The 22114-nt window shown below is 63.0% G+C and carries 19 protein-coding genes and 1 pseudogene; 5 read left to right on the forward strand and 15 right to left on the reverse strand.

Features of this window, described 5'->3' with window-relative positions:
• The first annotated feature begins 187 nt into the window (after window positions 1-187).
• Window positions 188-1108: a DMT family transporter gene (locus RS897_RS04300; protein ID WP_315835359.1), complete on the forward strand. Its 921-nt coding sequence runs from the start codon at window positions 188-190 to the stop codon at window positions 1106-1108.
• Window positions 1109-1117: 9 nt separating this feature from the next.
• Here the strand turns inward: RS897_RS04300 and RS897_RS04305 are convergent, their stop codons facing one another.
• Entirely contained in the window at window positions 1118-2323 is a 1206-nt protein-coding gene (locus tag RS897_RS04305) for an ABC transporter substrate-binding protein (RefSeq protein ID WP_315835360.1), read from the reverse strand.
• Between the two features lie 215 nt (window positions 2324-2538).
• On the opposite strand from RS897_RS04305, the gene RS897_RS04310 reads away from it, so the two are divergent.
• Window positions 2539-3666: an FUSC family protein gene (locus RS897_RS04310; RefSeq protein WP_315835361.1), complete on the forward strand. Its 1128-nt coding sequence runs from the start codon at window positions 2539-2541 to the stop codon at window positions 3664-3666.
• A 9-nt stretch (window positions 3667-3675) separates the two neighbouring features.
• On the opposite strand, the gene RS897_RS04315 is transcribed toward RS897_RS04310, so the two are convergent.
• Window positions 3676-4500 carry a class I SAM-dependent methyltransferase gene (locus tag RS897_RS04315; RefSeq protein WP_315835362.1) on the reverse strand — a complete coding sequence of 275 codons (825 nt, stop codon included), beginning with the start codon at window positions 4498-4500 and terminating at the stop codon, window positions 3676-3678.
• A gap of 184 nt (window positions 4501-4684) precedes the next feature.
• On the opposite strand from RS897_RS04315, the gene RS897_RS04320 reads away from it, so the two are divergent.
• Together RS897_RS04320 and RS897_RS04325 are read left to right on the forward strand one after the other, a co-directional pair.
• Window positions 4685-5749, forward strand: coding sequence for an AraC family transcriptional regulator (locus RS897_RS04320; protein WP_315835363.1), 1065 nt, complete (start codon window positions 4685-4687; stop codon window positions 5747-5749).
• A gap of 144 nt (window positions 5750-5893) precedes the next feature.
• Window positions 5894-7309 (forward strand): serine hydrolase domain-containing protein, encoded by a 1416-nt coding sequence (locus RS897_RS04325; RefSeq protein ID WP_315835364.1) that lies wholly within the window; start codon window positions 5894-5896, stop codon window positions 7307-7309.
• A 66-nt stretch (window positions 7310-7375) separates the two neighbouring features.
• Here the strand turns inward: RS897_RS04325 and serA are convergent, their stop codons facing one another.
• The 8 genes and pseudogenes from serA to RS897_RS04365 all read right to left on the reverse strand — a co-directional run bounded on the left by serA (window position 7376) and on the right by RS897_RS04365 (window position 16509).
• The gene (serA, locus tag RS897_RS04330) at window positions 7376-8962 is read right to left on the reverse strand and encodes a phosphoglycerate dehydrogenase (protein WP_315835365.1); all 1587 of its coding nucleotides are present in this window, start codon (window positions 8960-8962) and stop codon (window positions 7376-7378) included.
• Window positions 8963-9077: 115 nt separating this feature from the next.
• On the reverse strand, window positions 9078-10250 hold the full coding sequence (locus RS897_RS04335) for a phosphoserine transaminase (protein WP_315835366.1): 1173 nt from the start codon (window positions 10248-10250) through the stop codon (window positions 9078-9080).
• 135 nt (window positions 10251-10385) lie between these two features.
• Window positions 10386-10970 (reverse strand): annotated as a pseudogene (locus RS897_RS04340) (glutathione S-transferase family protein).
• A 112-nt stretch (window positions 10971-11082) separates the two neighbouring features.
• Window positions 11083-11961: an outer membrane protein gene (locus RS897_RS04345; RefSeq protein WP_315835367.1), complete on the reverse strand. Its 879-nt coding sequence runs from the start codon at window positions 11959-11961 to the stop codon at window positions 11083-11085.
• A gap of 187 nt (window positions 11962-12148) precedes the next feature.
• A complete protein-coding gene (locus RS897_RS04350; protein WP_315835368.1) occupies window positions 12149-12991 on the reverse strand; it encodes an outer membrane protein in 843 nt (280 codons plus the stop codon).
• A gap of 295 nt (window positions 12992-13286) precedes the next feature.
• A complete protein-coding gene (locus RS897_RS04355; RefSeq protein ID WP_315835369.1) occupies window positions 13287-14531 on the reverse strand; it encodes an MFS transporter in 1245 nt (414 codons plus the stop codon).
• Between the two features lie 117 nt (window positions 14532-14648).
• Window positions 14649-15995, reverse strand: coding sequence for a phosphoglucosamine mutase (gene glmM / locus RS897_RS04360; RefSeq protein WP_315838517.1), 1347 nt, complete (start codon window positions 15993-15995; stop codon window positions 14649-14651).
• A 322-nt stretch (window positions 15996-16317) separates the two neighbouring features.
• Window positions 16318-16509, reverse strand: a complete 192-nt coding sequence (locus RS897_RS04365) for a hypothetical protein (RefSeq protein ID WP_315835370.1) — start codon at window positions 16507-16509, stop codon at window positions 16318-16320.
• Window positions 16510-16612: 103 nt separating this feature from the next.
• On the opposite strand from RS897_RS04365, the gene RS897_RS04370 reads away from it, so the two are divergent.
• A complete protein-coding gene (locus tag RS897_RS04370; RefSeq protein WP_315835371.1) occupies window positions 16613-17752 on the forward strand; it encodes an alpha-hydroxy acid oxidase in 1140 nt (379 codons plus the stop codon).
• A gap of 116 nt (window positions 17753-17868) precedes the next feature.
• Here the strand turns inward: RS897_RS04370 and RS897_RS04375 are convergent, their stop codons facing one another.
• The 5 genes from RS897_RS04375 to RS897_RS04395 form a co-directional block, all read right to left on the reverse strand.
• Entirely contained in the window at window positions 17869-18492 is a 624-nt protein-coding gene (locus RS897_RS04375) for a hypothetical protein (protein ID WP_315835372.1), read from the reverse strand.
• Between the two features lie 91 nt (window positions 18493-18583).
• Window positions 18584-19420 (reverse strand): shikimate dehydrogenase, encoded by an 837-nt coding sequence (locus RS897_RS04380; RefSeq protein WP_315835373.1) that lies wholly within the window; start codon window positions 19418-19420, stop codon window positions 18584-18586.
• 3 nt (window positions 19421-19423) lie between these two features.
• Complete coding sequence (locus RS897_RS04385; protein ID WP_315835374.1) at window positions 19424-19855, reverse strand: GlcG/HbpS family heme-binding protein; 432 nt, start codon at window positions 19853-19855, stop codon at window positions 19424-19426.
• A 115-nt stretch (window positions 19856-19970) separates the two neighbouring features.
• Complete coding sequence (locus RS897_RS04390) at window positions 19971-21734, reverse strand: SulP family inorganic anion transporter (protein ID WP_315835375.1); 1764 nt, start codon at window positions 21732-21734, stop codon at window positions 19971-19973.
• A 68-nt stretch (window positions 21735-21802) separates the two neighbouring features.
• Window positions 21803-22069 carry a helix-turn-helix domain-containing protein gene (locus RS897_RS04395; protein ID WP_315835376.1) on the reverse strand — a complete coding sequence of 89 codons (267 nt, stop codon included), beginning with the start codon at window positions 22067-22069 and terminating at the stop codon, window positions 21803-21805.
• Between the last annotated feature and the right edge of the window lie 45 nt (window positions 22070-22114).

Below are 22114 nucleotides of genomic sequence, written 5' to 3' on the forward strand. Positions count from 1 at the left end.
CAATTCCACATAGGACGGTCCCGGCATTGGGTGTTGTCGCTGCGCGCGAAGTGGGACACATTTAGAGCGTCAGAATTTGCAAACTTGCCGCTCAGTTTCGCAGTTGTGGCTTTGCTGAATTTCAAGCTCCAGCGCCCGTCGCGCACTTGTGTGCTCACATGCGCGTTCACAGCCATTTCCGATCCATATGACCATCGCCGAACGTCCATCGTATCGATCATCCGTGTTGCAGCGACTGAACAACCAGCCGTATCTGCTGCTCAGCCTGACGTCGCTGTTCTGGGCCGGCAACCTCGTGCTCGGACGCTTTGTGGTCGGGCACATCCCACCCCTGACAATCTCGTGCATCCGATGGGCTGGTGCGGTGCCGATCATCCTGCCGATGGCTTGGCCTTATCTGCGGCGCGACTGGCCGGTGATCCGCAAATCCCTGCCGATGTTGCTGCTGCTGTCGCTCACCGGTTATGCGGCCAACAATGTGCTGGCGTATTACGGCCTGCACTACACCCAGGCGCTCAATGGATTGCTGATCCAGTCGTCCGGACCGCTGTTCGTGGCGTTGTGGTCTCTGGTGCTGTTCGGGGTGCGGCTGACGCTGGCGCAAGCCGCAGGCATCGCCATCTCGCTGACCGGCGTCTTCACCATCCTGCTGCACGGCGACCTCGGCGCCATCGCGCGGGTCCACTTCAACAAGGGCGACATCATGCTGACGCTCGCCCTGGTGGTGTTCGGCATTTATTCGGCGCTGATGCCGAAACGTCCGCCGATCCATCCGTTCTCGCTGTTCGCCTGCACCGTCACCGGTGGCGCACTGTTGCTGACGCCGCTGATGATCTCGGAAATCGCCGCCGGCCAGTATCCCGTGTTCGATCTGACCACGGTCCTGTCGCTGGGATACGCCATCCTGTTTCCGTCGATCCTGGGTTATCTCTTTCTCAACCGCGGCATCGTGCTGATCGGGCCGAACCGGGCGGCGCCGTTCATTCACCTGATCCCGGTGTTCGGCTCGGCGATGGCGATCATCTTTCTCGGCGAGCGGCTCGAGCTGTTTCACATCGTGGGTTATGCGCTGGTGCTGGGCGGCATCTTCATGGCGTCTCGGAAATGACTGCCGCAACTATTTGACCAGCGGACAGCCGCCTTCGCTGAGTGGACGGAACGCCTGCTCGGCGGGAATCTTCGCCACCAGCTTATAGAGATCCCACTCGGACTTGGACTCCTCGGGCTTCTTGACCCGGAACAAATACATGTCACGCAGCACGCGGCCATCGATCCGCAGCCTGCCGCCGTGGGTCATGACATCGTTGACCGGCATCGCCCGCATCTGCGCCATCACCTGGTCGGCGTCGCGGGTACCGGCCGCCTGCACTGCCTTCAGGTAGTGCAGCACGGCGCTGTAGGCGCCGGCCTGGGTCATGCTCGGCATCCGCTTGGTCCGCGCAAAAAACCTTTGCGACCACGTCCGCGTCGCCTCGTCGAGATCCCAGTAGAACGCCTCGGTCAGCATCAAGCCCTGGGCATCCCTGAGGCCGAGACTGTGGATATCGCTGATGAACGCGACCAGCGCCACCAGCTGGGTGCCGCCCTGGGGCAACCCGAACGCGACCGCCTGCCTGATGGCGTTGATGGTGTCGGAGCCGGCGTTGGCGAAACCGACAATGTTGGCGCGCGATCCCTGCGCCTGCAGAAAGAACGACGAGAAATCCAGGGTGCCGAGCGTATGGCGCACCGCACCGTGAACCCGCCCGCCGTTGGCGACCACCACCGCCGCCGCGTCCCGCTCGAACGCCTGGCCGAAGACATAATTGGCGGTGATGAAGAACCAGTCCTTGCCGCCGCGCTTCGCGATGCTGTCGACGGTGCCGTGCGACATCGCGTAGGTGTCCCAGGTCCAGTGAGCGGCATAGGGCGAGCAGGATTTGCCGGTGATGTCGGAACTGCCGGCGCTGGTCACCAGCGCGATCTTCTTCCGCTCTCGCGCCAATTGCATGACGGCCACAGCGACATCGGAGGTCGGAATGTCGGTGATGACATCGACGCCGGAATCGTACCAGTCGCGCGCAATCTTCGACGCCACGTCCAGGCTGTTGCGACCATCCGCCGATACGATCTCGATCGGCTTGCCGAGAGCCTTGCCGCCGAAATCCTCCACCGCCATTTTCACGGCCTCGACCGAGCCCTGGCCGCCGATATCCGCCAGCGCCCCGTTCACATCGGCAAGCACGCCGATTTTGATGGCATCCGCCGTCTGCCCGAACGCCTGCGGAGACAAAACCGCAACCAGCATGAGTGCAGCGATGGAGCGAACGCCGAGCGAGCGCATCTCGAGAGCCTCCCGAACAATGTTCCTTATCGGTGCAGGGTGCTGCACCTTTGTGCAAAGTCTAGCAGGAAGCCCTACCGGAATGTAGAGCGCAACCTGAAACACGAATCTTCACAGCGAGCGAAAAGTCCCAGGCTTTCCGATTGCGATCGGGGGCCAGCCGGATTACCAAGGGCCCGGTTGTTCTCACCATCGAGATTGCACGGACCATCAGCTTGCCGACCATCAGTAAACTCGTGTGGCTGCGGATCCGGCTCCATCAGCGCCGGGGACAGCTGATTCTGGCGCTCCGGATCACGATCTCGGCGCTGCTGTCGCTGGCACTGGCCCTCGCTCTCAAGATGCCGCTGCCGCTGTGGGTGGTCATGACCGCGCTGATCCTGACCCAGGCGAGTGTCGGCCGCTCGCTGCGTGCGGTCACCGATTACATGATCGGCACGCTCGGCGGCGCGATCTATGGCGGTGCCATCGCCGTGCTGATCCCGCATGAAAGCGAGATCGCGTTGCTCGCCGTGCTGGCGCTGGCGGTGGCCCCGCTGGCGGTGCTGGCCGTCTTCAACCCGCGCATGAACATCGGACCGGTGACTGCCGTGATCGTGCTGCTGCTGCCGGCCGTCACCCATCACACCCCGCTGGAGTCCGCCATCTACCGCGTGCTCGAGGTGATGCTCGGTGCGTCGACCGGACTTGCGGTGTCCCTGCTGGTATTCCCCTCCAGCGCGCACGATCAGGCGATCGAGGCGGCGGCACGCACCCTCAATCTGATGGCGAAAGCGTTCAGCAAACTGGTCTCTGACATCGCTCATGGCCGCGACGTGGACTCGCTGCACGAAATTCAGGACGGCATCGGCAAGGCGCTGGTGCGGCTCGACACGGTCGCGGCGGAAGCAGCGCACGAACGATCGGCAAAACTCGCCTCCGAGCCCGAGACCGGCCCGCTGTTGCGTACATTGCTGCGGCTGCGCCACGACCTCGTGATCATGGGACGCGCGGTGGCGATGCCGCTGCCCGACGTGCTGCAGACCCACCTCGATGCGCCCATGGCGCAGGTGAGCGACGCCTTCACCGATTACATGCGCGGCTGCGGCAATGCGCTGGTAGCGCGGGGCAACCCGCCGCCGCTGGATGCGGTGCGCCTGGCCCTGGAAACCTATGCCGTGGAGGTCTCGGTCGTGCGCCGCGAGGGACTGACGCGAGATTTGCCGGCAGATGACGCCGAGCATTTCTTCGCGCTGGGATTCGCGCTGGACCAGATCCACCAGAACTTCCGGGATCTGGAGCGTTGCGTCACCGAATGGTCGCAGACACCCACGCCAACGACCACCAAAACGATCGCGAAATAGGCCGGTCGGCTATTTCACGCCGCGGCCGAGATAGGCATTGAACGTCAGCGTCACGGCGCCCTCGCCGAGCGCGCCCTGCAACCGTTCGAAGACGCCGCGCGCGACCTTGTCCCAGGTCTGCTCGCCCAGCTTATGACGCAGCAGGACGATCGGCGCCGTCGTGCGCTGGATCATGCTCCAGCATTCGGAGAGTGACGATGCCGTCGAGCTGTGACTGACGGACTCGATCCTGACCTCGCGGAAGCCCGCTGCCGTCATTTCATCCGCGAATGCGCTGGGGTCGCCCAGCGGCGCCTTGCCTTCCCCGAACGGCAGGTTCGGCAACATGGCCCGGACGCTCTCCATCACCAACGCAAACGGCCGATCGAAAGGTGCCCAGCTGCTCACCACGGCACGCCCGCCCGGCCGCAACACGCGTCGCATCTCCTGCAATCCCTTCGCGCGATCCGGAAAGAACATCAGGCCGAACATGGAAAAGGCCCCGTCGTAGGTATCGTCCGCGAACGGCAGGGCTTGACCATCCCCAAGCCGCGCATCGATGGCCGTCCCGGCTTCGACGGCGCGGCGGTTGAGATTGGCGATCATCGTTGGCGAGAAGTCGATCGCACTGACTGTGGCACCGGTCTTGGCCGCAAGCATGGCCAAGGTGCCGGGACCGGTGGCGACATCGATGACGCGCCCCCCTGCCGGCAGGGCGGCAATCCGTAACGCATCGGTCGCGAACAACTCGAATTGCGGCACCAGTTCAGCCGCATAGGCATCGGCCACCAAATCCCAGGGCTCCGGGCTCGCCAGAGGGCTAGTGGGCGGGGTTTTCTCGACGGCGTCCTGCATGGGTGACGGTCCTCTGGTCGAAATTGAAGCGGCGCCACTTGTGTAGGGACCTTGTGGCTTTTTCACATCTCCCGAACAGGAGATCGAGGCGGAGGGCGCCAAAGAAGCATGACTGCAAATTGAACCGGGATGTGAGAGGCTCTAACCTCGCGACAAACGAGGCCTGCCGGACCCATCGATCGACATGACCCTTGCCACCATCGACCTTGCCCTGCGAGTCGGCACCACGGCGCTGCTATTGCTGCTGGCGATGGTGCTGCTGCGCGACGTCGGCCACACCACAGCGGGACGGCTGGCCGCCGCCTTCGCGCTGGGATCCGCAGCCTACGCGCTGAGTTCGGCAGCCGGTTTCGCTGAGCCTGTGACGTGGTCGCGCGGACTGCTGATCGCGCTGTCGACCGGCAATGTGGTCGTATTCTGGCTGTTCGCACGGGCGTTGTTCGACGACGGCTTTGTCGTGCGCGGATGGCATGCCGCGGCCTGGGCGGCGATGGTCAGCCTGAGCATCCTGAACTGCGCCGTGCTGGCACCCGACCATGGCCCGGGCAACCGCATACTCGGTCCGGCCCTGACCCTGGCCGCCCTCACATTCATCGTGCTCGCGGTCGGCCAGAGCGTCGCATCGTGGTCCGCCGACCTGGTGGAGGGCCGTCGCCGGCTGCGGGTGTTCATTGTGGCCGCCACCGCAATCTATGGCGGGATCAACACCGCTCTGCAGTTGCTTCCCGCCAGCGACCCGCCGTCGATGCTGTTCAGCACCATCAACGCCCTGGCTCTGGCCGGGATTGTCGCCGTCATCACGGTCTCGATGATGCGGGCCGCGGGTGACGACGTGTTCGTGACGCCCACCCCTGCCCGTCACGCCGGCCCTCCGCCGGACGAGCCCGCGCACGTCACCGATCGGAAACTCGCCGACGCGCTGGCGCGGCTGATGTCGGAGGAGCGGATCTATCGCCAGGAAGGCGTGACCATCGGACTGCTTGCCACGCGACTCAGTGTTCCCGAATACAAGGTACGGCGACTGATCAACCAGCAGCTCGGCTACCGCAACTTCAACGTATTTCTCAACAACTACCGGATCGAAGAGGCCAAGGCGGCGCTGGCCGACCCGGCTCAGGCTGCCGTGCCGGTCACGACCATTGCGCTCGATGCCGGCTTCCAGTCGCTGGGACCGTTCAACCGCGCCTTCAAGACCGAGACCGGCGTGACGCCGACGGAATATCGTCGCGCTCGGACATCGGCAGCATAAACTTCTGATTTCCAGCTGAAATTTCGAATTCGGCCAGCCGTTTCCAGCTTTCGGTCAGGCCGATTCCAGAATCGGCGAGCGGCCGCTGCACGCACCGGGCTTGTATCCCTCCACGCGCTCAGGCGCAGCAACGGGAACGAGCCGATGAAAAAAGCCAACATGTTGATCCTGGCAACAGTCAGCGCGACAGCACTGGGCGTCGCCACTCTGACCGCGGCCTGGCCGAGCGGGCCGGCGCGCATCGCCACCGGCTTCATCGCCCATGTGCTGTGCTCGGAGGCCTTCGTCGCGGGGCGCGACCCCGGCCAGGTTCTGTCCGAGACGATCGACGTCATGCCTGGTGTCGGATTGATCAGCTGGGGCATCCGGGTCGAGATCGATCGCTCCCGCAGGCAGGTGACCACGACCCTGTTCGGCAACGCGCCAGGCCGCGCCGCCTACCGCGACGGCCTGGGATGCATCATGGTACATGACGCGCAGCCGGTCGATGCAGCGCGGCCACCAGCAGAGGCCGCAACGCCACCGCTGCTGCCGGAGATCGCCGGCCCCGTGGAAGTCGACACGACCGATTCGCGCCTCAAACTCGCGCTGGAGCACGCTTTCACCGAGCCCGGCACACCGCAGTTCCAGCACACCAAGGCGGTGGTCGTGGTCCAGAACGGCAAGCTCATCGCCGAGCGTTACGCGTCGGGCTATGGCGTCGACACGCCGATCCACGGCTGGTCGGCGACCAAATCGGTGATCAACGCCTTGATCGGAATCCTGGTGCGCCGGGGCAAACTCGCGGTCGATCAGCCCGCACCCGTGGCGCTGTGGCAAAACCCCGGCGACCCGCGGCACGCCATCACCATCGATCACCTGTTGCGCCACACCAGCGGACTGGCCATGGGCAGTTCGCTCAAAGCGTCACTGAGGAGCGTGTTCGCCCCGGTCAACCGGATGAAATTCATCATCCGCGATATGGCGGAATTCGCCGAGGCCGCGCCCCTGGAGACCACACCCGGCGAGGCCTGGAATTATCACGACGGCAACACCGTCATCCTGTCGCGCATCATTCGCGATGCCGTGGGCGGCCATGCCGCGGACGTGGTGCGCTTTGCGCGACAGGAACTGTTCGACCCGCTGGGCATGCGCAACGTGACGCTGGAATTCGATGCCACCGGCACGCCGGAGGGGTCGAGCCAGATGTTCGCAACCGCCCGGGACTGGGCGCGCTTCGGTATGCTCTATCTCGACGACGGCGTCATCGGCGACAGGCGCGTGCTGCCCCAGGGATGGACGCGCTACAGCGCTGCGCCCACACCGGACGCCTGGGTCGGCTACGGCGCCGGCTTCTGGACCAATCTCGGCGATAGTTATGGCGCCGGTGTGCGGACCGGCCTCGGCATGCCGCGCGACGCATTCATCGCCAAGGGCTCGTTCGGGAAATGGGTCATCATCATCCCGTCGGAGCGGATGGTGATCGTGCGCCTCGCCGTCGCCCGCGACAAAGACGACGTCGAGGGCGTCTCGCGTCTGGTCCGCGATGTTATCGCCGCGACCAGGAACTCCGGCAGCTGACCCAAAAAAGCCGCCGCGCTGACGGCGCGACGGCTTCAAAATTTTACAATCGTTTAGCCGTAAGGCTCAGAACGTCAGCGCCTTGGCCTGCTTCACATGCGGCAGCGCCAGCGTCTTGGCCAGCGCGTCCGCCGGCACCTCGCCGTCGACCTCGACCAGAGCAATGGCGTCGCCGCCCGGCTTGTTGCGGCCGAGATGGAAGGTCGCGATATTGACTTTGGCGTCGCCCAGCAGCGATGCGAACTGACCAATAAAGCCTGGTTTGTCCTCGTTGGTGACATAGATCATCGACCTGCCGAATTCGGCGTCGACGCGGATACCCTTGATGTCGACCAGACGCGGCTTGCCGTCATGATAGACGGTACCGGAGACCGAACGCTCCTGCTTCTCCGTCGTCACCGTCACGGTGATGAGGCTCTCGTAATCGCTCTGCGCCGCGCGTGTCACCTCGTCGACCACCATGCCACGCTCCTTGGCGACCACCGGTGCGGAGACGACATTGACGTCACCGAGCATCGGCCGCAGCAGCCCCGACAGCGCCGCCGAGGTCAGCGCCTTGATCTTCATCTCGGCGACCTGGCCCTCATAGGTGATCTGTACCTTGGTGATGCCACTGTCGGTGAGCTGGCCCGCGAACGATCCCAGCTTCTCGGCCAGATCGATGAACGGCTTCAGCTTCGGCGCTTCCTCCGCCGTGATCGACGGGAAATTCACCGCGTTGGAAATCGCACCGGTGAGCAGATAGTCCGACATCTGTTCGGCAACCTGCAGCGCCACGTTTTCCTGCGCTTCGGTGGTGGAAGCACCAAGGTGCGGCGTGCAGATCACGTTGGGATGGCCGAACAGCACGTTCTTGGTGGCCGGCTCCTCGACAAACACGTCGAAGGCGGCGCCGGCGACATACTTGGAATTCAGCGCGTCGACCAGTGCCTGCTCGTCGACCAGGCCACCACGGGCGCAGTTGATGATGCGCACGCCCTTCTTCATCTTGGCGATGGCGGCGGCGTCGATGATGTTCCTGGTCTTGTCGGTCAGCGGCGTGTGCAGGGTGATGAAATCGGCGCGCTTGAACAGGTCGTCGAGCTCGACCTTTTCGACGCCGATGTCCTTGGCGCGCTCCGGCGACAGGAACGGGTCGAACGCAATCACCTTCATCTTCAGGCCCTGGGCACGGTCGGCAACGATCGAGCCGATGTTGCCGGCACCGACAACGCCGAGCGTCTTGCCGGTGATTTCCACGCCCATGAAGCGGTTCTTCTCCCACTTGCCGGCCTGGGTGGAGGCGTCGGCCTGCGGGATCTCACGCGCCAGCGAGAGCATCAGCGTGATGGCGTGCTCAGCGGTGGTGATCGAGTTGCCGAACGGGGTGTTCATGACGATGATGCCCTTGGCGGTGGCCGCCGGGATCTCGACATTGTCGACGCCGATGCCGGCACGGCCGATCACCTTCAGCTTCGCCGCCTTCTCCAGGATCTTCGCAGTCGCCTTGGTCGCCGAACGGATGGCGAGACCGTCATAATTGCCGATGATTTCGGCGAGCTTGTCCTTGTCCTTGCCGAGGTTGGGCTGGAAGTCGACCTCGATACCGCGGTCTTTGAAGATCTGGACAGCCGCGGGAGACAGCGCGTCGGAGATGAGAACCTTGGGTGCCATTGGAATGTTCCTTCACCTCCCATGACGGGAGGAATCGGCCGTCGCGGCCGGGGTCATGCGAATGATTGAGACTGCAAAAGGACGAAAGCCCTCCCATTGGGGAGGGCTTCGAACATCAGGCAGCTTTCGCCTGCGCGGCCTTGGCTTCCGCAAAGGCCCAATCGAGCCAGTGCGTCAGGGCGGCTACGTCGGACGCTTCCACCGTGGCCCCGCACCAGATGCGCAGGCCGGGAGGGGCATCACGGTAGTGGCCGAGATCGTAACCCGCGCCTTCCTTCTCCACCGCGCCAACCAGCGCCTTGGCGAAGGCTGCCTGCGCGTCGGCCGGCAATGCGGTGATCGCCGGATCGACAACCTTGAGACACACCGAGGTGTTGGAGCGGATTGCGGGATCAGCGGCGAGGAAATCCACCCACGGCGTCTTCGCAACCCAATCGGTGATCACCTTGGTGTTGGCATCAGCACGTGCGATCAGGCTCTTGAGGCCGCCGACCGACTTGCCCCAGTTCAGCGCATCGAGATAGTCCTCGACGCAAAGCATCGACGGGGTGTTGATGGTTTCGCCGACAAAGATGCCGTCGATCAGCTTGCCGCCCTTGGTCATGCGGAAGATCTTCGGCAGCGGCCACGGCGGGGTGTAGCTTTCCAGCCGCGCCACGGCGCGGGGCGACAAGATCAGCATGCCGTGCGCGGCTTCGCCGCCCAGCGCCTTCTGCCAGGAGAAGGTGACGACATCGAGCTTCGGCCAGTCGAGCGGCTGCGCAAACGCAGCGGACGTGGCGTCGCAGATGGTCAGGCCTTCGCGATCCGCCTTGATCCAGTCGGCGTTGGCGACGCGCACACCGGAGGTGGTGCCGTTCCAGGTGAACACCACGTCGGACGCCGGATCGACCTTCGACAGATCCGGGATCTCGCCATAGCCCGCGGTGAGCTTGGTGACGTCCTTCAACTTGAGCTGCTTGATCACGTCGGTGACCCAGCCGTCGCCGAACGATTCCCAGGCGATGGTGGTGACGGGCCGCGGGCCGAGCAGCGACCACAGCGCCATTTCGACGGCGCCGGTGTCGGACGCCGGCACAATGCCGATCTTGTAGTCAGCCGGAACTCCGAGCACTTCGCGGGTCAGGTCAATCGCAAGCTTGAGCTTGGTCTTGCCGACCTTGGCGCGATGCGAGCGGCCGAGCGCTGCGTCCTTGAGATTTTCGGGGGTCCAGCCGGGGCGCTTGGCGCAGGGGCCGGAAGAGAAATGCGGAACGTTGGGCCGCGTGGCGGGCTTCGCCTGTGTCATAGTCTATCCTTCCAGATAGCTGCCTCTCGGTGGGGAGAGGTATCCCGCCGGCGGATTTAGGGAAAATGCGGGCTATCGTCAAGGAACTTCGGCCGCGGCTGATCACAACCGTGGCATGCAAGGCAGGCGGAGCGTTCAGCCGCCGATACCAAGCGCCTGTTCGGCCTCGCCGATCCAGCGGCGCAGCGCCGGATGACCTTCGAGATCAAAGCCACCTTCGTGGGCGATGCGGGTATAAGCGAGCAGCGCCACGTCCGCCAACGAAACCGCGTCTCCGACCAGGAATCGGGTCTTGAGCAGTTGCTGCTCCATCCGCGCCGGCGCCGCATAACCGCGCTTGACCTTCTCCGGATCGAGTTCGGCGACCGCCTTGCCGAGATAGACCATGTGGAAGCGGCAGACCGAAACATACGGTTCGTGGCTGTACTGCTCCCAGAACAGCTACTCATCCATCTTTGCCGCCAGAAAAGCATCGGTGGGAATCAGCGCGCTGCCACGGGCGAGATAACGGATGATGGCGTTGGATTGCGCAAGCGTGCGGCCGTCATCGAACTCGACCAACGGCACCTGCCCAGCGGCATTCATGGCGAGGAACGCCGGCGTGCGGCTTTCGCTTTTCATGATGTCGATATCGATCCAGGTGTAGGGCAACGCGAGATGATCGCACACCCATTTTACCTTCAGGCAGTTGCCCGAGCCGGTATCGCCATGGATTTTCATGGGTCCGCCCTGCGTTTGTCCGCCAAGCGAAACAGAGCAAGCGCAGCGAGTCAATTCGGGAGCGACTGGCGGCGATGTCGCAGCCAGCCGACTTGATCCATCTTCGAAATGATCAGAACTTGTAACCGACGCCGGCGCGCACGGTGTTCATTCGAAGGTCGATGTTATTCACCGTCTGGAACTTGATGTATTCGTATTCGCCACGCGCAAACACGTTACCGAACAGCATCGCTTCCAGACCCACGCCGAGCGTATATCCGTATATAAAGACGCCGTTTCCGGACTGCGCTTGCGAATAGACTGATGTAATCGTTGGCCCAGCCTGAACCGGTGGCGTCGCCGTCGTGTAGAACGTGTCGGTTTCGGTGACAGTCGCGGCGCGATAAATATTAGCTCGACCAACCGCCAGACCGCCGAAGACATAGGGCATGAAATTATCGACCGCCCAGCCTGCGCGTCCGCGCAAGGTGAGCACATCGGTTATCTTGGCCGAGGCGTTTCCACTCAGTTGAACGCCGCATTGGCCGGTCGTCCCTGTTGGCGGTACGATGCACTTGCTGTCGTCGACGGAGACCGCTGGCAATGAGTTGTTGACCGACGACCCAGCCAGGCCCGAAAGCCGGCTATAGTTGGCTTCGATACCGACAACGACATCGTCCCACTGCGAATTCCAACCGACGAATCCGCCAAAAGTTGTGCTTGTCGGACTACTTTTACCGAGCAGTGTCCATTTTGAAACGACATCGCCAATAGCGACGTTCTGAAGTGCATAGGCGGTAAGCGATTGCGTGGCCTTGCTGAAATCCATGGCCCCGCTGCTATAGCCGAACTGGCCACCGATGTAGGCGCCCTGCCAGTTCACGCTCGACCTGCTCAAGCCATCGCTGAAGCCACCGCGCAGAATCGGGAGATCGGAGAGATCCGGAAGATCGGCGGCCTGTGCGCCTTGCGCCATCACGGCCATTACCGCTGCCAATACCAACCGACGCATGACGACACTCCACTCACAACCAAACGATGCGCGAAGTATTGCGCGTTAACCTTAATCAATGGTTGCCGTCATGTGATTGCGGTTGAATTGGCGACGCAATGCGCGCGCCGAATTGCAATCGTAGACATAAAAAAACGGCGCGGAGAGCATCCGCGCCGTTGAGGTTGCAGTGGAGACAAGAAAGCGATCAGCCCTTGGTGATCAGCGGCCGCGGCGCGTAGACCGGAGTCGGGTCGAGCGACCAGCGCACGCCGAGACGCACGTCCTGCGAGGTGATGTGCTTGAAGGTCATCGGGTTGACGACGTTGTTGGTGCCGTCGAAGGCCTTGATGTCGCCGGTGATGCCGTCGCCCAGATCGACATAGCGATAAGCCAGTTCCATCGTCAGGCCTGGCGTGACCTTGTAGGCGAGGCCGGCGTGGACGGCCCAAGCGAAGTTCCATTTCGAGGCGCTGTCGGCGAAGGCCGAGCTGGGGAGAGCTCCGGCCCCGAAACTCGCGAGCCCTTGGTCAGTGAAGTTGGAGATGGTGACGCGCGAGGTACCGACACCGGCGCCGATGAACGGTGTGACACACCACCAGGTGCCGAGATCAACATAGGCATTGGCCAGGAACAGCCACTCGGACTTGCTGGCCGAATAGTTGTCAACGCCGGCGCCGATCGGGCCACCACCGACCGGGAAAGTGTTGAGATCGCGTCCATGGAAGTTCGCGCTCGCCCGATATTCACCGGTCGCGTCTACGCGAAACCAGTTGTTGATCTGGTAGCCCACACCGAGGCCGTAAATGCCTGCGCTGTCGAAGCCCAGCGTCTGGTTCTGCGTGATCAGGTTGGCGTCGAGCGCGTTGTTCAAACGCTTCACGCTCTGATTGCTGATGCCGATATCGCCGCGCAGATACCAGCCGCCGAAGTCGGCGGGCGGCGGCGGCGCGTAGGCTGGCGGCGGCGCGATCGGAAGATCGGCAGCCAGCGCCGCGGTCGACAATAACGATGCCGCGGTGGCGGCAAGCAGATACTTCAGATTACGCATTGGTCGGTCCCTTTCGTCCGGTGAGGCAGACGACGCAAAAGGCCTCACGAAAAACTCACAACCGGACGATGGCACCAAATGTTTAAGCGGCACTTAACCCTAATTATTAAGGTTGATTTTTGGTGATAAAGGTGTGGCCGCGGTATCATCATATCGGAACGATTGCTGTGTTCGACGCAAGTCTTAACAGTGTGTTGATTAAAACAGCCTCGACCGCCCCCTTGTGTGAGCGGTGCCAGCCTCGAATCATTGCAGCAAATGGAACGGCGGCAAGCCCTCGCGATATCGCGGAACTCTATGCTTGGACGCTGCGCTTCAGGTTGGGCAGGAACACCGCCAGCAAACCAATCGCCGGCAGGAACGCGCAGATCGCATACACGAAATCGATTCCCATGCGATCGGCAACCTCGCCGAACACCGCGGCGCCGATGCCGCCGGCACCGAACGCAAAGCCGAAGAACAGCCCGGAGATCATGCCGAAGCGATGTGGCAGCAATTCCTGCGCATAGACCATGATCGCCGGCATCGCGGAGGCCATGATGAAACCGATGATGACACTGAGCACCGCGCTCCACATCAGGTCGGCGTGCGGCAGCAGCAGCGTGAACGGCAGCGCGCCCAGGATCGAGGCCCAGATCACATAGCGACGCCCGATGCGATCGCCGATCGGCCCGCCGAAGAAGGTGCCGGCTGCGACCGCTCCAAGAAACAGGAACAGATAGAGCTGCGCGCTTTGGGTCGACACGCCGAACTTGTGAATGAGATAGAACGTATAATAGCTGCCGATGCTGGCCATGTAGAAATATTTGGAGAACACCAGCACGATCAGGATCGCGATCGCCATCGCAATGCGCGACGTCGACGGCGCGTGCGGATCGCGCACGAGCTGGGCCGCCTTGCGCGGCACGATGCGGGGTTTGTACCAGTTCCCGATCCGCCACAAGATCACAATGGCCAGCGCCGCGATCAACGAAAACCACGCCAGACTCGGCTGGCCGAATGGCACCACGATCAGCGCCGCCAGCACCGGCCCCATCGCCGAGCCGAAATTGCCCCCGACCTGAAACACCGACTGTGCGAAGCCGAAGCGACCGCCGGAGGCGAGCCGCGCAATGCGCGCAGATTCCGGATGAAACACCGCCGATCCCAGACCGACCAAAGCCGCTGCCAGCAGAATGACGTAGTAGTGGTGCGCGACGCTGATCAGCAACAGGCCGAAGAACGTGAAGCCCATGCCGGCGGCAAGCGAATACGGCATCGGCTTCTTGTCGGTGACAATGCCGACAAGCGGCTGCAGCAGCGAGGCCGTTATCTGGAAGACCAGGGTGATCAGCCCGATCTGCGCGAAGTCGAGCGCGTAGTTGTCCTTCAGGATCGGGTACACCGATGGAATCAACGACTGCATGGTGTCGTTGAGGAAATGCGAAAAGCTGATGCTGCCGAGCACGACGTAGGTAGGCCCGGCGGAGATCTGGCCGGTGGTCGACGTCACTGTCGGCACGGCAACAGCGTCTTCGGCAATGACGACAGGCTTGTTCACGGCAGCGTCCAGCGATCGCAATTGATGGGGATCGATGCTGGTTTTATGGCCCGAACCGGCGCAAAACCAGCCTCATTTCACCATGGCAGCTGTGCGGCAGGCGTGGACGGCGCGTCGCTACGCGGCCGCCGCCTGGCTCAAGGCCGACACCACGATGTCGACCACCTCTTCGACCACGTCGCGATCGTCGCCCTCGCCCATCACACGGATCACCGGTTCGGTGCCGGAGGAGCGGACCAGCAGCCGGCCATGGCCGTTCAGCCTGTTTTCGGCGGCCTTGATCGCGGACTTCACTTCGGCATTGTCCAGCGGCTTGCCGCTGCGATACCGGACGTTCTTCAGGATCTGCGGCAGCGGATCGAAGCGATGGCAAACCTCCGACACCGGCCGTCCCAGCTTCTGGATCACCGCAAGCACCTGCAGCGCGGAGACGAAGCCGTCACCGGTGGTGTTGTGGTCCGAGAGAATGATGTGCCCCGACTGCTCGCCGCCGACATTGTAGCCCTGCGCCAGCATCTGCTCGATGACATAGCGGTCACCGACCGACGTGCGCACCAGCGACAAGCCCTCAGCGGCCAGATAGCGCTCCAGACCGAGATTCGACATCACGGTGGCGACGATGCCCGGCTTCGACAGCCGCCCGTCTTCCTTCCAGCTCTGCGCCACGACGGCAAGCAACTGGTCGCCGTCGACCACATGGCCGCGCTCATCGACGATGATGACGCGATCCGCATCGCCATCGAGCGCGATACCGATATCGGCGCGCATTTCGCGCACCTTGCTGCGCAGCGTCTCCGGCGCGGTCGAGCCGCAATCCTTGTTGATGTTGAAACCGTCGGGCTCGACGCCGATCGAGATGACATCGGCGCCCAGTTCCCACAGCGCCTCTGGCACCACTTTGTAGGCGGCGCCATGGGCACAATCGATCACGACACGCATGCCGTCCAGGCTGAGACTGCGCGGCAGGGTGCGCTTGGCGAATTCGATGTAACGATCGTGCACGCCGTCGATGCGGCGGGCGCGACCAAGGCTGGCGCTGCCGGCGAGCTTCTTGGTGATGCTCTCGTCCATCAACTGTTCGATCTGCATCTCGACATCATCGGACAGTTTGTAGCCGTCCGGCCCGAACAGTTTGATGCCGTTGTCGTCGAACAGGTTGTGGGACGCCGAAATCATCACGCCGAGATCGGCGCGCATCGAGCGCGTCAGCATCGCCACCGCCGGCGTCGGCATCGGGCCGAGCAGCAGCACATCCATGCCGACCGACGTGAAGCCGGCCACCATTGCGTATTCGATCATGTATCCCGAGAGGCGGGTATCCTTGCCGATCACCACGCGGTGGCGGTGATCCCCACGCTGAAACACCAGTCCTGCGGCCTGCCCGACCTTCAGCGCCAGCTCCGGCGTGATCACGCCATTGGCGCGACCGCGGATGCCATCAGTTCCAAAATACTTGCGAGCCATCATTCCCCCGCTCTGCGTCCATCCCCCTGGACGCGAGCCACGATTATACGTCGGGGCTGCTTATAAAGCTTTTGAGACGAAAACGACTTCAAAAAATATGATGAATCATTACTGGCTGACGGATCCTGTCCACCCGCAATACACTGAAATTGCTTGATAATTAATCAGACCAAGGTTTGAAAGGCTGCCCTGCCCCTACTTCTGCTCAAAACTCGGGGCCATCATTTTACAGCCTGACCTGCGACGGCCGGCCGGCACCGCCGGGTTCGGAGCGCACAATCCGAACGACGATTCGACGCCGCCATTGCGGTGCGGTGAAGGTCTAAACGTCTCCCGAACGCTTGATGTGACGGTCGTCCTTCGAGGGTGCCGGCTGGGTCACGCTCACGGGGTCGGACGCGGGAAACGTCTCCTCGAGGCCCTCCTCCAGCGCCTGTTCAAGCGCGGCCTTCTCGGAGGCTGGGCTTGTATCGTGCTTTTTGCTGTGCTTTTCGTCCAGTCTCGGCCCGGCCATGGATGCGCTCCGCAGTTCATCGCAACACAACGCGCTGCGACCACAGCCGTTCCATGCTATCTGACGGGCAGATCAAACAACAAAGAGGGCTTTGGAAACTCCCATGAAAGACATCACCTGCATCGAGGACCTTCGGCAGCTTCACAAGCGCCGGGTGCCGCGCGCCTTTTTCGGCTATGTCGACGCCGGCTCCTATGCAGAGGAAACGCTGCGCGCCAATCGCGAGGACCTGCAGAAGATCAAGCTGCGGCAGCGGATCCTGGTCGATATCTCGAAGCGCGATCTCGGCACCACGGTCCTTGGCGAGACAATCAAGTTGCCCCTGATCCTCGCGCCGATCGGCTCCGGCGGCATGCAGTATGGCGACGGCGAAATCCACGCCTGCCGCGCCGCCCAGGCCGCCGGCATTCCCTATACGCTCTCCACCATGTCGATCTGCTCGATCGAAGACGTCGCCGCCAATGTCGACAAGCCATTCTGGTTTCAGCTCTATGTGATGAAAGATCGCGGCTTCTGCAAAGCCCTGATCGAACGCGCGATCGCGGCGAAATGCAGCGCGCTGGTGCTGACTGTCGACCTGCAACTGCTGGGCCAGCGCCACGCCGACATCAAGAACGGGCTGTCGGTGCCGCCGCAGCTTCTGAAATTCAACAACATCGTCGACTTCATCACCAAGCCGGGATGGGTCGCTGGCATCCTGCGCGGCAAGAGCCGGACTTTCGGCAACATTGCCGGTCATCTGCCGCACGCTCAGGATCTGGCCTCTATATCCGGCTGGGTCGCGTCGCAGTTCGACACCTCGCTGAACTGGAAGGACGTGGAATGGATCCGCAGCATCTGGCCGGGCAAGCTGATCCTCAAAGGCATTCATGATGTCGAAGACGCGCGCGAGGCGGTGAAGACCGGCGCGCACGGCATGGTGGTCTCGAACCACGGCGGACGCCAGCTCGACGGAGCCCCCTCGTCGATCTCCGTGCTGCCGAAGATCGTCGACGCGATCGGCACGCAGACCGAAGTGTTGTTCGATGGCGGTATCCGCTCGGGTCAGGACGTCATGCGCGCACTGGCGCGCGGCGCGAAATCCTGCATGATCGGACGCTCCTATATTTACGGCCTCGGCGCCGGTGGCGAGGCCGGCGTCGCCAAGGCGATCGACATCATCGCGCAGGAGCTCAGCGTAACCATGGGGCTGTGCGGCATCAACAAGATCAGCGAGATCGGACCGCAGGTCATCGCAGAGTAACAGATCACACCGAAGCGCAATGCTCTCTGCCTCGGTTCGCATCTGCAAACAAAAAGGCCGGCGTGCGAAACGCCGGCCTTTTTTCTTGTGCACGAGAAAACGCTCTGACGTCAGATTTACATCGGCGGCGTAATGCCGTCGCGACCGACCAGCACCCGCTTCGACGACAACGTGCCGTCACTGGATTTGGTGACGAAAGCGATGATCTTGGCGCCGGCCTTCAACTCGCTCTTGTCGCCGTCCGCGAAACTCACAATCGGCGTATCCGGACTCACCACGACTTTCTTCTCGCCATCCTTGTATTTGACCTCCAGCGACTTGCCGTCGTTGCCCTGGACCTCCTGGGCGGCGACGGTCGCGTTGGTCATTGTGCTGTTCGGGCGCAGATCGTACTGACGAAAGCCCTCGGCGGTGCCACGCGCGGATTCGGGGAAAATATGAATCGCGATCGCCTTCTGGCTGCCGTCGGCCTGGGGCATTCCGGTGACGCCGATGTAGGAGCCGGACTTCACGTCGGCGAGCGTGGCCTTGACGAGCCCCGTGACGACCACGTCGCCGGTCACACTGATCTTCTGGGTGGAACCATCGCGCGCCGTGACGGTGAGGGTGCCGCCATCGACGCTGTCGATGGTGCCGCGGATTCGTGAGGGCCCCTGCTGCTGGGCGAACGACGGGCCGGAGCCCGACACGACCGCAAGCACAATCGCTGCGGCGACGAGTTTCAGAGTTTTTTGGGGCATGAGATGTCCAGGTGAGCGTACATGAGAAGAGGCGGGATCAACCTACCCCTAACCCTGAAGATACGCCCCTATTCCCGGATTGTTACCCCGTTCACTTGCGTGTGAAGAGATCCGCCTCGACCAGCGCCCGCAGTTCAGGCGTGACGTGCGGTGTCTGCCCAAACCACAGCGAAAAGCCGCGCACTGCCTGGTACAACAGCATCCCCAGGCCATCCGCCGTCCGCAGCCCTCTTGCCGTGGCAGACGCAAGCAACGGCGTCACCAGCGGCGCGTAAACCAGATCACTCACCACCGCGTCGGAAGGAAGCCGGCCGACGTCGAGGGCCAGCGCCGGCTGCCCGTTCATGCCAAGGGACGTGGTATTCACCAGCAGCCGTGTCGCGGGGAGGATATCGCCGATGGCATCCCATGCGACCACATGAACCCTGGCACCAAATTGCGATGCGAGCTCCTCGGCCCGGGCCTGGGTGCGATTGGCGAGGCCGATCCGGGCGATGCCGCGCTCCAGCAGGCCGAAGATCACGGCCCGCGACGAGCCCCCGGCCCCGAGCACCAGCGCTTGAGCCGTGCCGTCCCAGCCCGGCGCGCTGGCATCCAGATTATGGATGAAGCCTTCGACGTCGGTGTTGGTGGATCGCAGCACTCCGTTGTCGAACCACAGCGTGTTGGCTGCTCCCACCGCCTGCGCCCGCGCATCCGGCGATGCCAGCGCCAGCATGCGCTCCTTGTGGGGAATGGTGACGTTGGCGCCGACATAACCGTGCGACGTCAACTGCCCGACGAAATCATCGATCGCATCGGGCGGCACGGCCTCGATCCGATAATCGCCGGCGATACCGAGCTTATCGAGCCAATACTTGTGGATGATCGGCGAGCGCGAATGCGCCGCCGGCCAGCCAATCAGACATGCCGCGCGAAGCTTGCTCATTAGCTACACGCCGGCATCGGCTTTCAATCCGGCGGCCTCGATGGCAGCAATGGTGCAGGCCTCATCATTATCGGAAGTGTCACCGGAAATGCCGACCGCGCCGATGATGCTGCCGTCAGTGCCGCGCACCAGCGCCCCACCCGGCATCGGCGCGAACCGGCCGCCGCTGATCTCGGAAATCGCCGCGGCGAATTCCGGCTGCTTGGCGGCCCGTACCGCAAGCGGGCGACCGCCCGAATTGAACCCGAGGCAGCCATAGGCCTTGGCGCGGGCGATGTCGGGACGGAACAGACCGCCGCCATCCTCTCCGGAGAACGCTACCAGCACACCGCGCGCATCGAGCACGGCAACGCCGACCGGCTTCAGTTTCAGCTCACGCGCCTTGTGCAGCGCGGCTTCAATGATCTTTGCGGCTTGCGCCAGTGTGAGAGACATGGTTCGACCCGATCCTAGTAGTCTTGCCCGATAATCTTGCCCGATGATTTCTGGTTTGGGGCGTGTTCACCCGCCCGCTTTCTGGGTCAAACCACGTCAGGCCGGATGGAGTCAATCAGGCAGGGTCGGAGCCGGACCGATCGATATTGGCGGCATCGGCCGTCGCCGGCGGTGAGACCGCGCCAATATTGGCGTGTGCCAGCGCGACCGCCGCAGCAATGCTGGTCATGAAACGGACCTGCGGTTGGCGAACCCCATGAAGCAGCAGCGTATGTCGCACCGGGGCCCGCGCCCCGGTCACGTAGACACGCACATTCCTGCCCGCCGCCTTGCGCACAAAGCCTCCGAGCGTTGCTGCGGCGCTCGAATCCAGCAGCGGCACCGCCGACAGATCGATCACATAGGCTTTCGGATGTTCGGCGATCCGTTCCAGCGCATCGGCAACGGTCGCCGTCGCGCCAAAAAAGAAGGCCCCGGAAATGCGATACACCACCACATCGGGATCGGTCGCGAGTGTCGCGTCGTAAGGCACCCGCGCTTTTCCGCCCGCGGCGTCGGAGTGATCCTCATTCAACAAGAGCGGCACATTCATGACGTCAACGGTGTGAGCCATGCGATGCAGGAACAGCAGCGAACTGAGGCCAAAGCCGGCAAGAATACCTTCCGTCAGATCACGAAACACAGTCAGCAGGAAGGTTGCCAGAACGACGATCGCATCGCTGCGTGACGCGCGCACCAGAGTTGCGAACGCGTGCCGCTCGGCCATGTTCCAGGCCACCGTCGCCAATACGCCGGCGAGTGCGGCAAGCGGAATGTAACTCGCCAGTGGCGCGGCCAGCAGCATGAACAGCAACAGGAAGACCGAATGCAGAATCCCAGAGAGCGGCCCGCGTGCGCCGGATCGGACATTGGTCGCGGTGCGAGCAATGGTGCCGGTGACGCAAATGCCGCCAAACAGCGCGGAGGCCATGTTGGCGGCGCCCTGGGCGACCAGTTCGCAGTTGGAGCGATGGCGGCGCCCCGTCATGCTGTCGGCAACGACGGCCGACAGCAGGCTTTCGATGCTGCCGAGCAGCGCGAACGACAACGCCGACGGCAGAACCTCGATGATCTTGGCGAGCGTGATGGCTGGCAGTTGCGGTGCCGGAAGCCCGCGCGGGATGCCGCCGAAGCGGGTCCCGATGGTTTCCACTGGAAGATTGCAGGCCCACGCAACAACCGTCACGAGGCCAACCGCGATGAGAAGTCCCGGCCAGTGCGGCCGCCAGATTCGAATCGCGACAATGGTTCCGATCGCCAGCGCCGACAACAGCACGGCGAACGGACTCACGGTCGGCCATGCCAAAGCCAGCGCCTGCAGCTTCGGCAACAGCGCGCCGGGTTCGGCGCCGGCAAGCGTAAACCCGAGAAGATCCTTGATCTGACTGGCGAAGATGATGACGGCGATGCCAGCGGTGAACCCGACCGTGACCGGATAGGGAATGTATTTGATGAAGGTGCCGACCTGCAGGAAACCGGCGGCCAGCAGAATGAGGCCCGCGAGCATGGTGGCGAGGATCAGGCCATCGATGCCATGCAGATGGACGGTTGCCGCCACCAGCACGATGAACGCGCCGGCCGGACCGCCGATTTGAAACCGGCTGCCGCCGAGCAGCGAGACAACGAAGCCGCCGACAATGGCGGTATAGAGTCCGCGATCCGGCGTGACGCCCGATGCAATCGCGATCGCCATCGACAGCGGCAGCGCGACGATCGCGACCGTCAGGCCGGCGACAACGTCGGCGCGAAAATCCCGCAGCCGATAGTTCTCGCGCAGCACGGTGACGAGCTTCGGGGTGAACAGATCGACAAAGGTGGGTTGCAGAGCAGTGGCGGCCATTGTCGTCCTTTCCTGCCGCGTGAGTTGCCTTTGCAGGATCGGCGACCGTTGCAGCCGCCGGTTTTCAGTCAGCGCAAATCTGGAGGCTTTGCATGTTTGAAACGCACGCCGCGCCCCCCCTCGGTGCTTTGCGCGTTATCGCCGATCAGCTCGATCCCGGCGCGGTCGAAGGCTTCGACGACTTTCATCAAGGTATCGATCACACCGCGCACCGTGCCGTCGCTCGCCTCCATGCGCTGGATCGTCGGCAGCGACACGCCGGACATCTCCGCGAGTTGCCGCTGGTCGATACCGAGCAACGCACGCGCCGCGCGCATCTGAGCGGGAGTGATCATGTCAATTCCAAACGTTTAATTATGGTGCATAAAACATCATTTATA

It is taken from the genome of Bradyrhizobium prioriisuperbiae (assembly GCF_032397745.1).
GTDB lineage: Bacteria > Pseudomonadota > Alphaproteobacteria > Rhizobiales > Xanthobacteraceae > Bradyrhizobium_A > Bradyrhizobium_A prioriisuperbiae.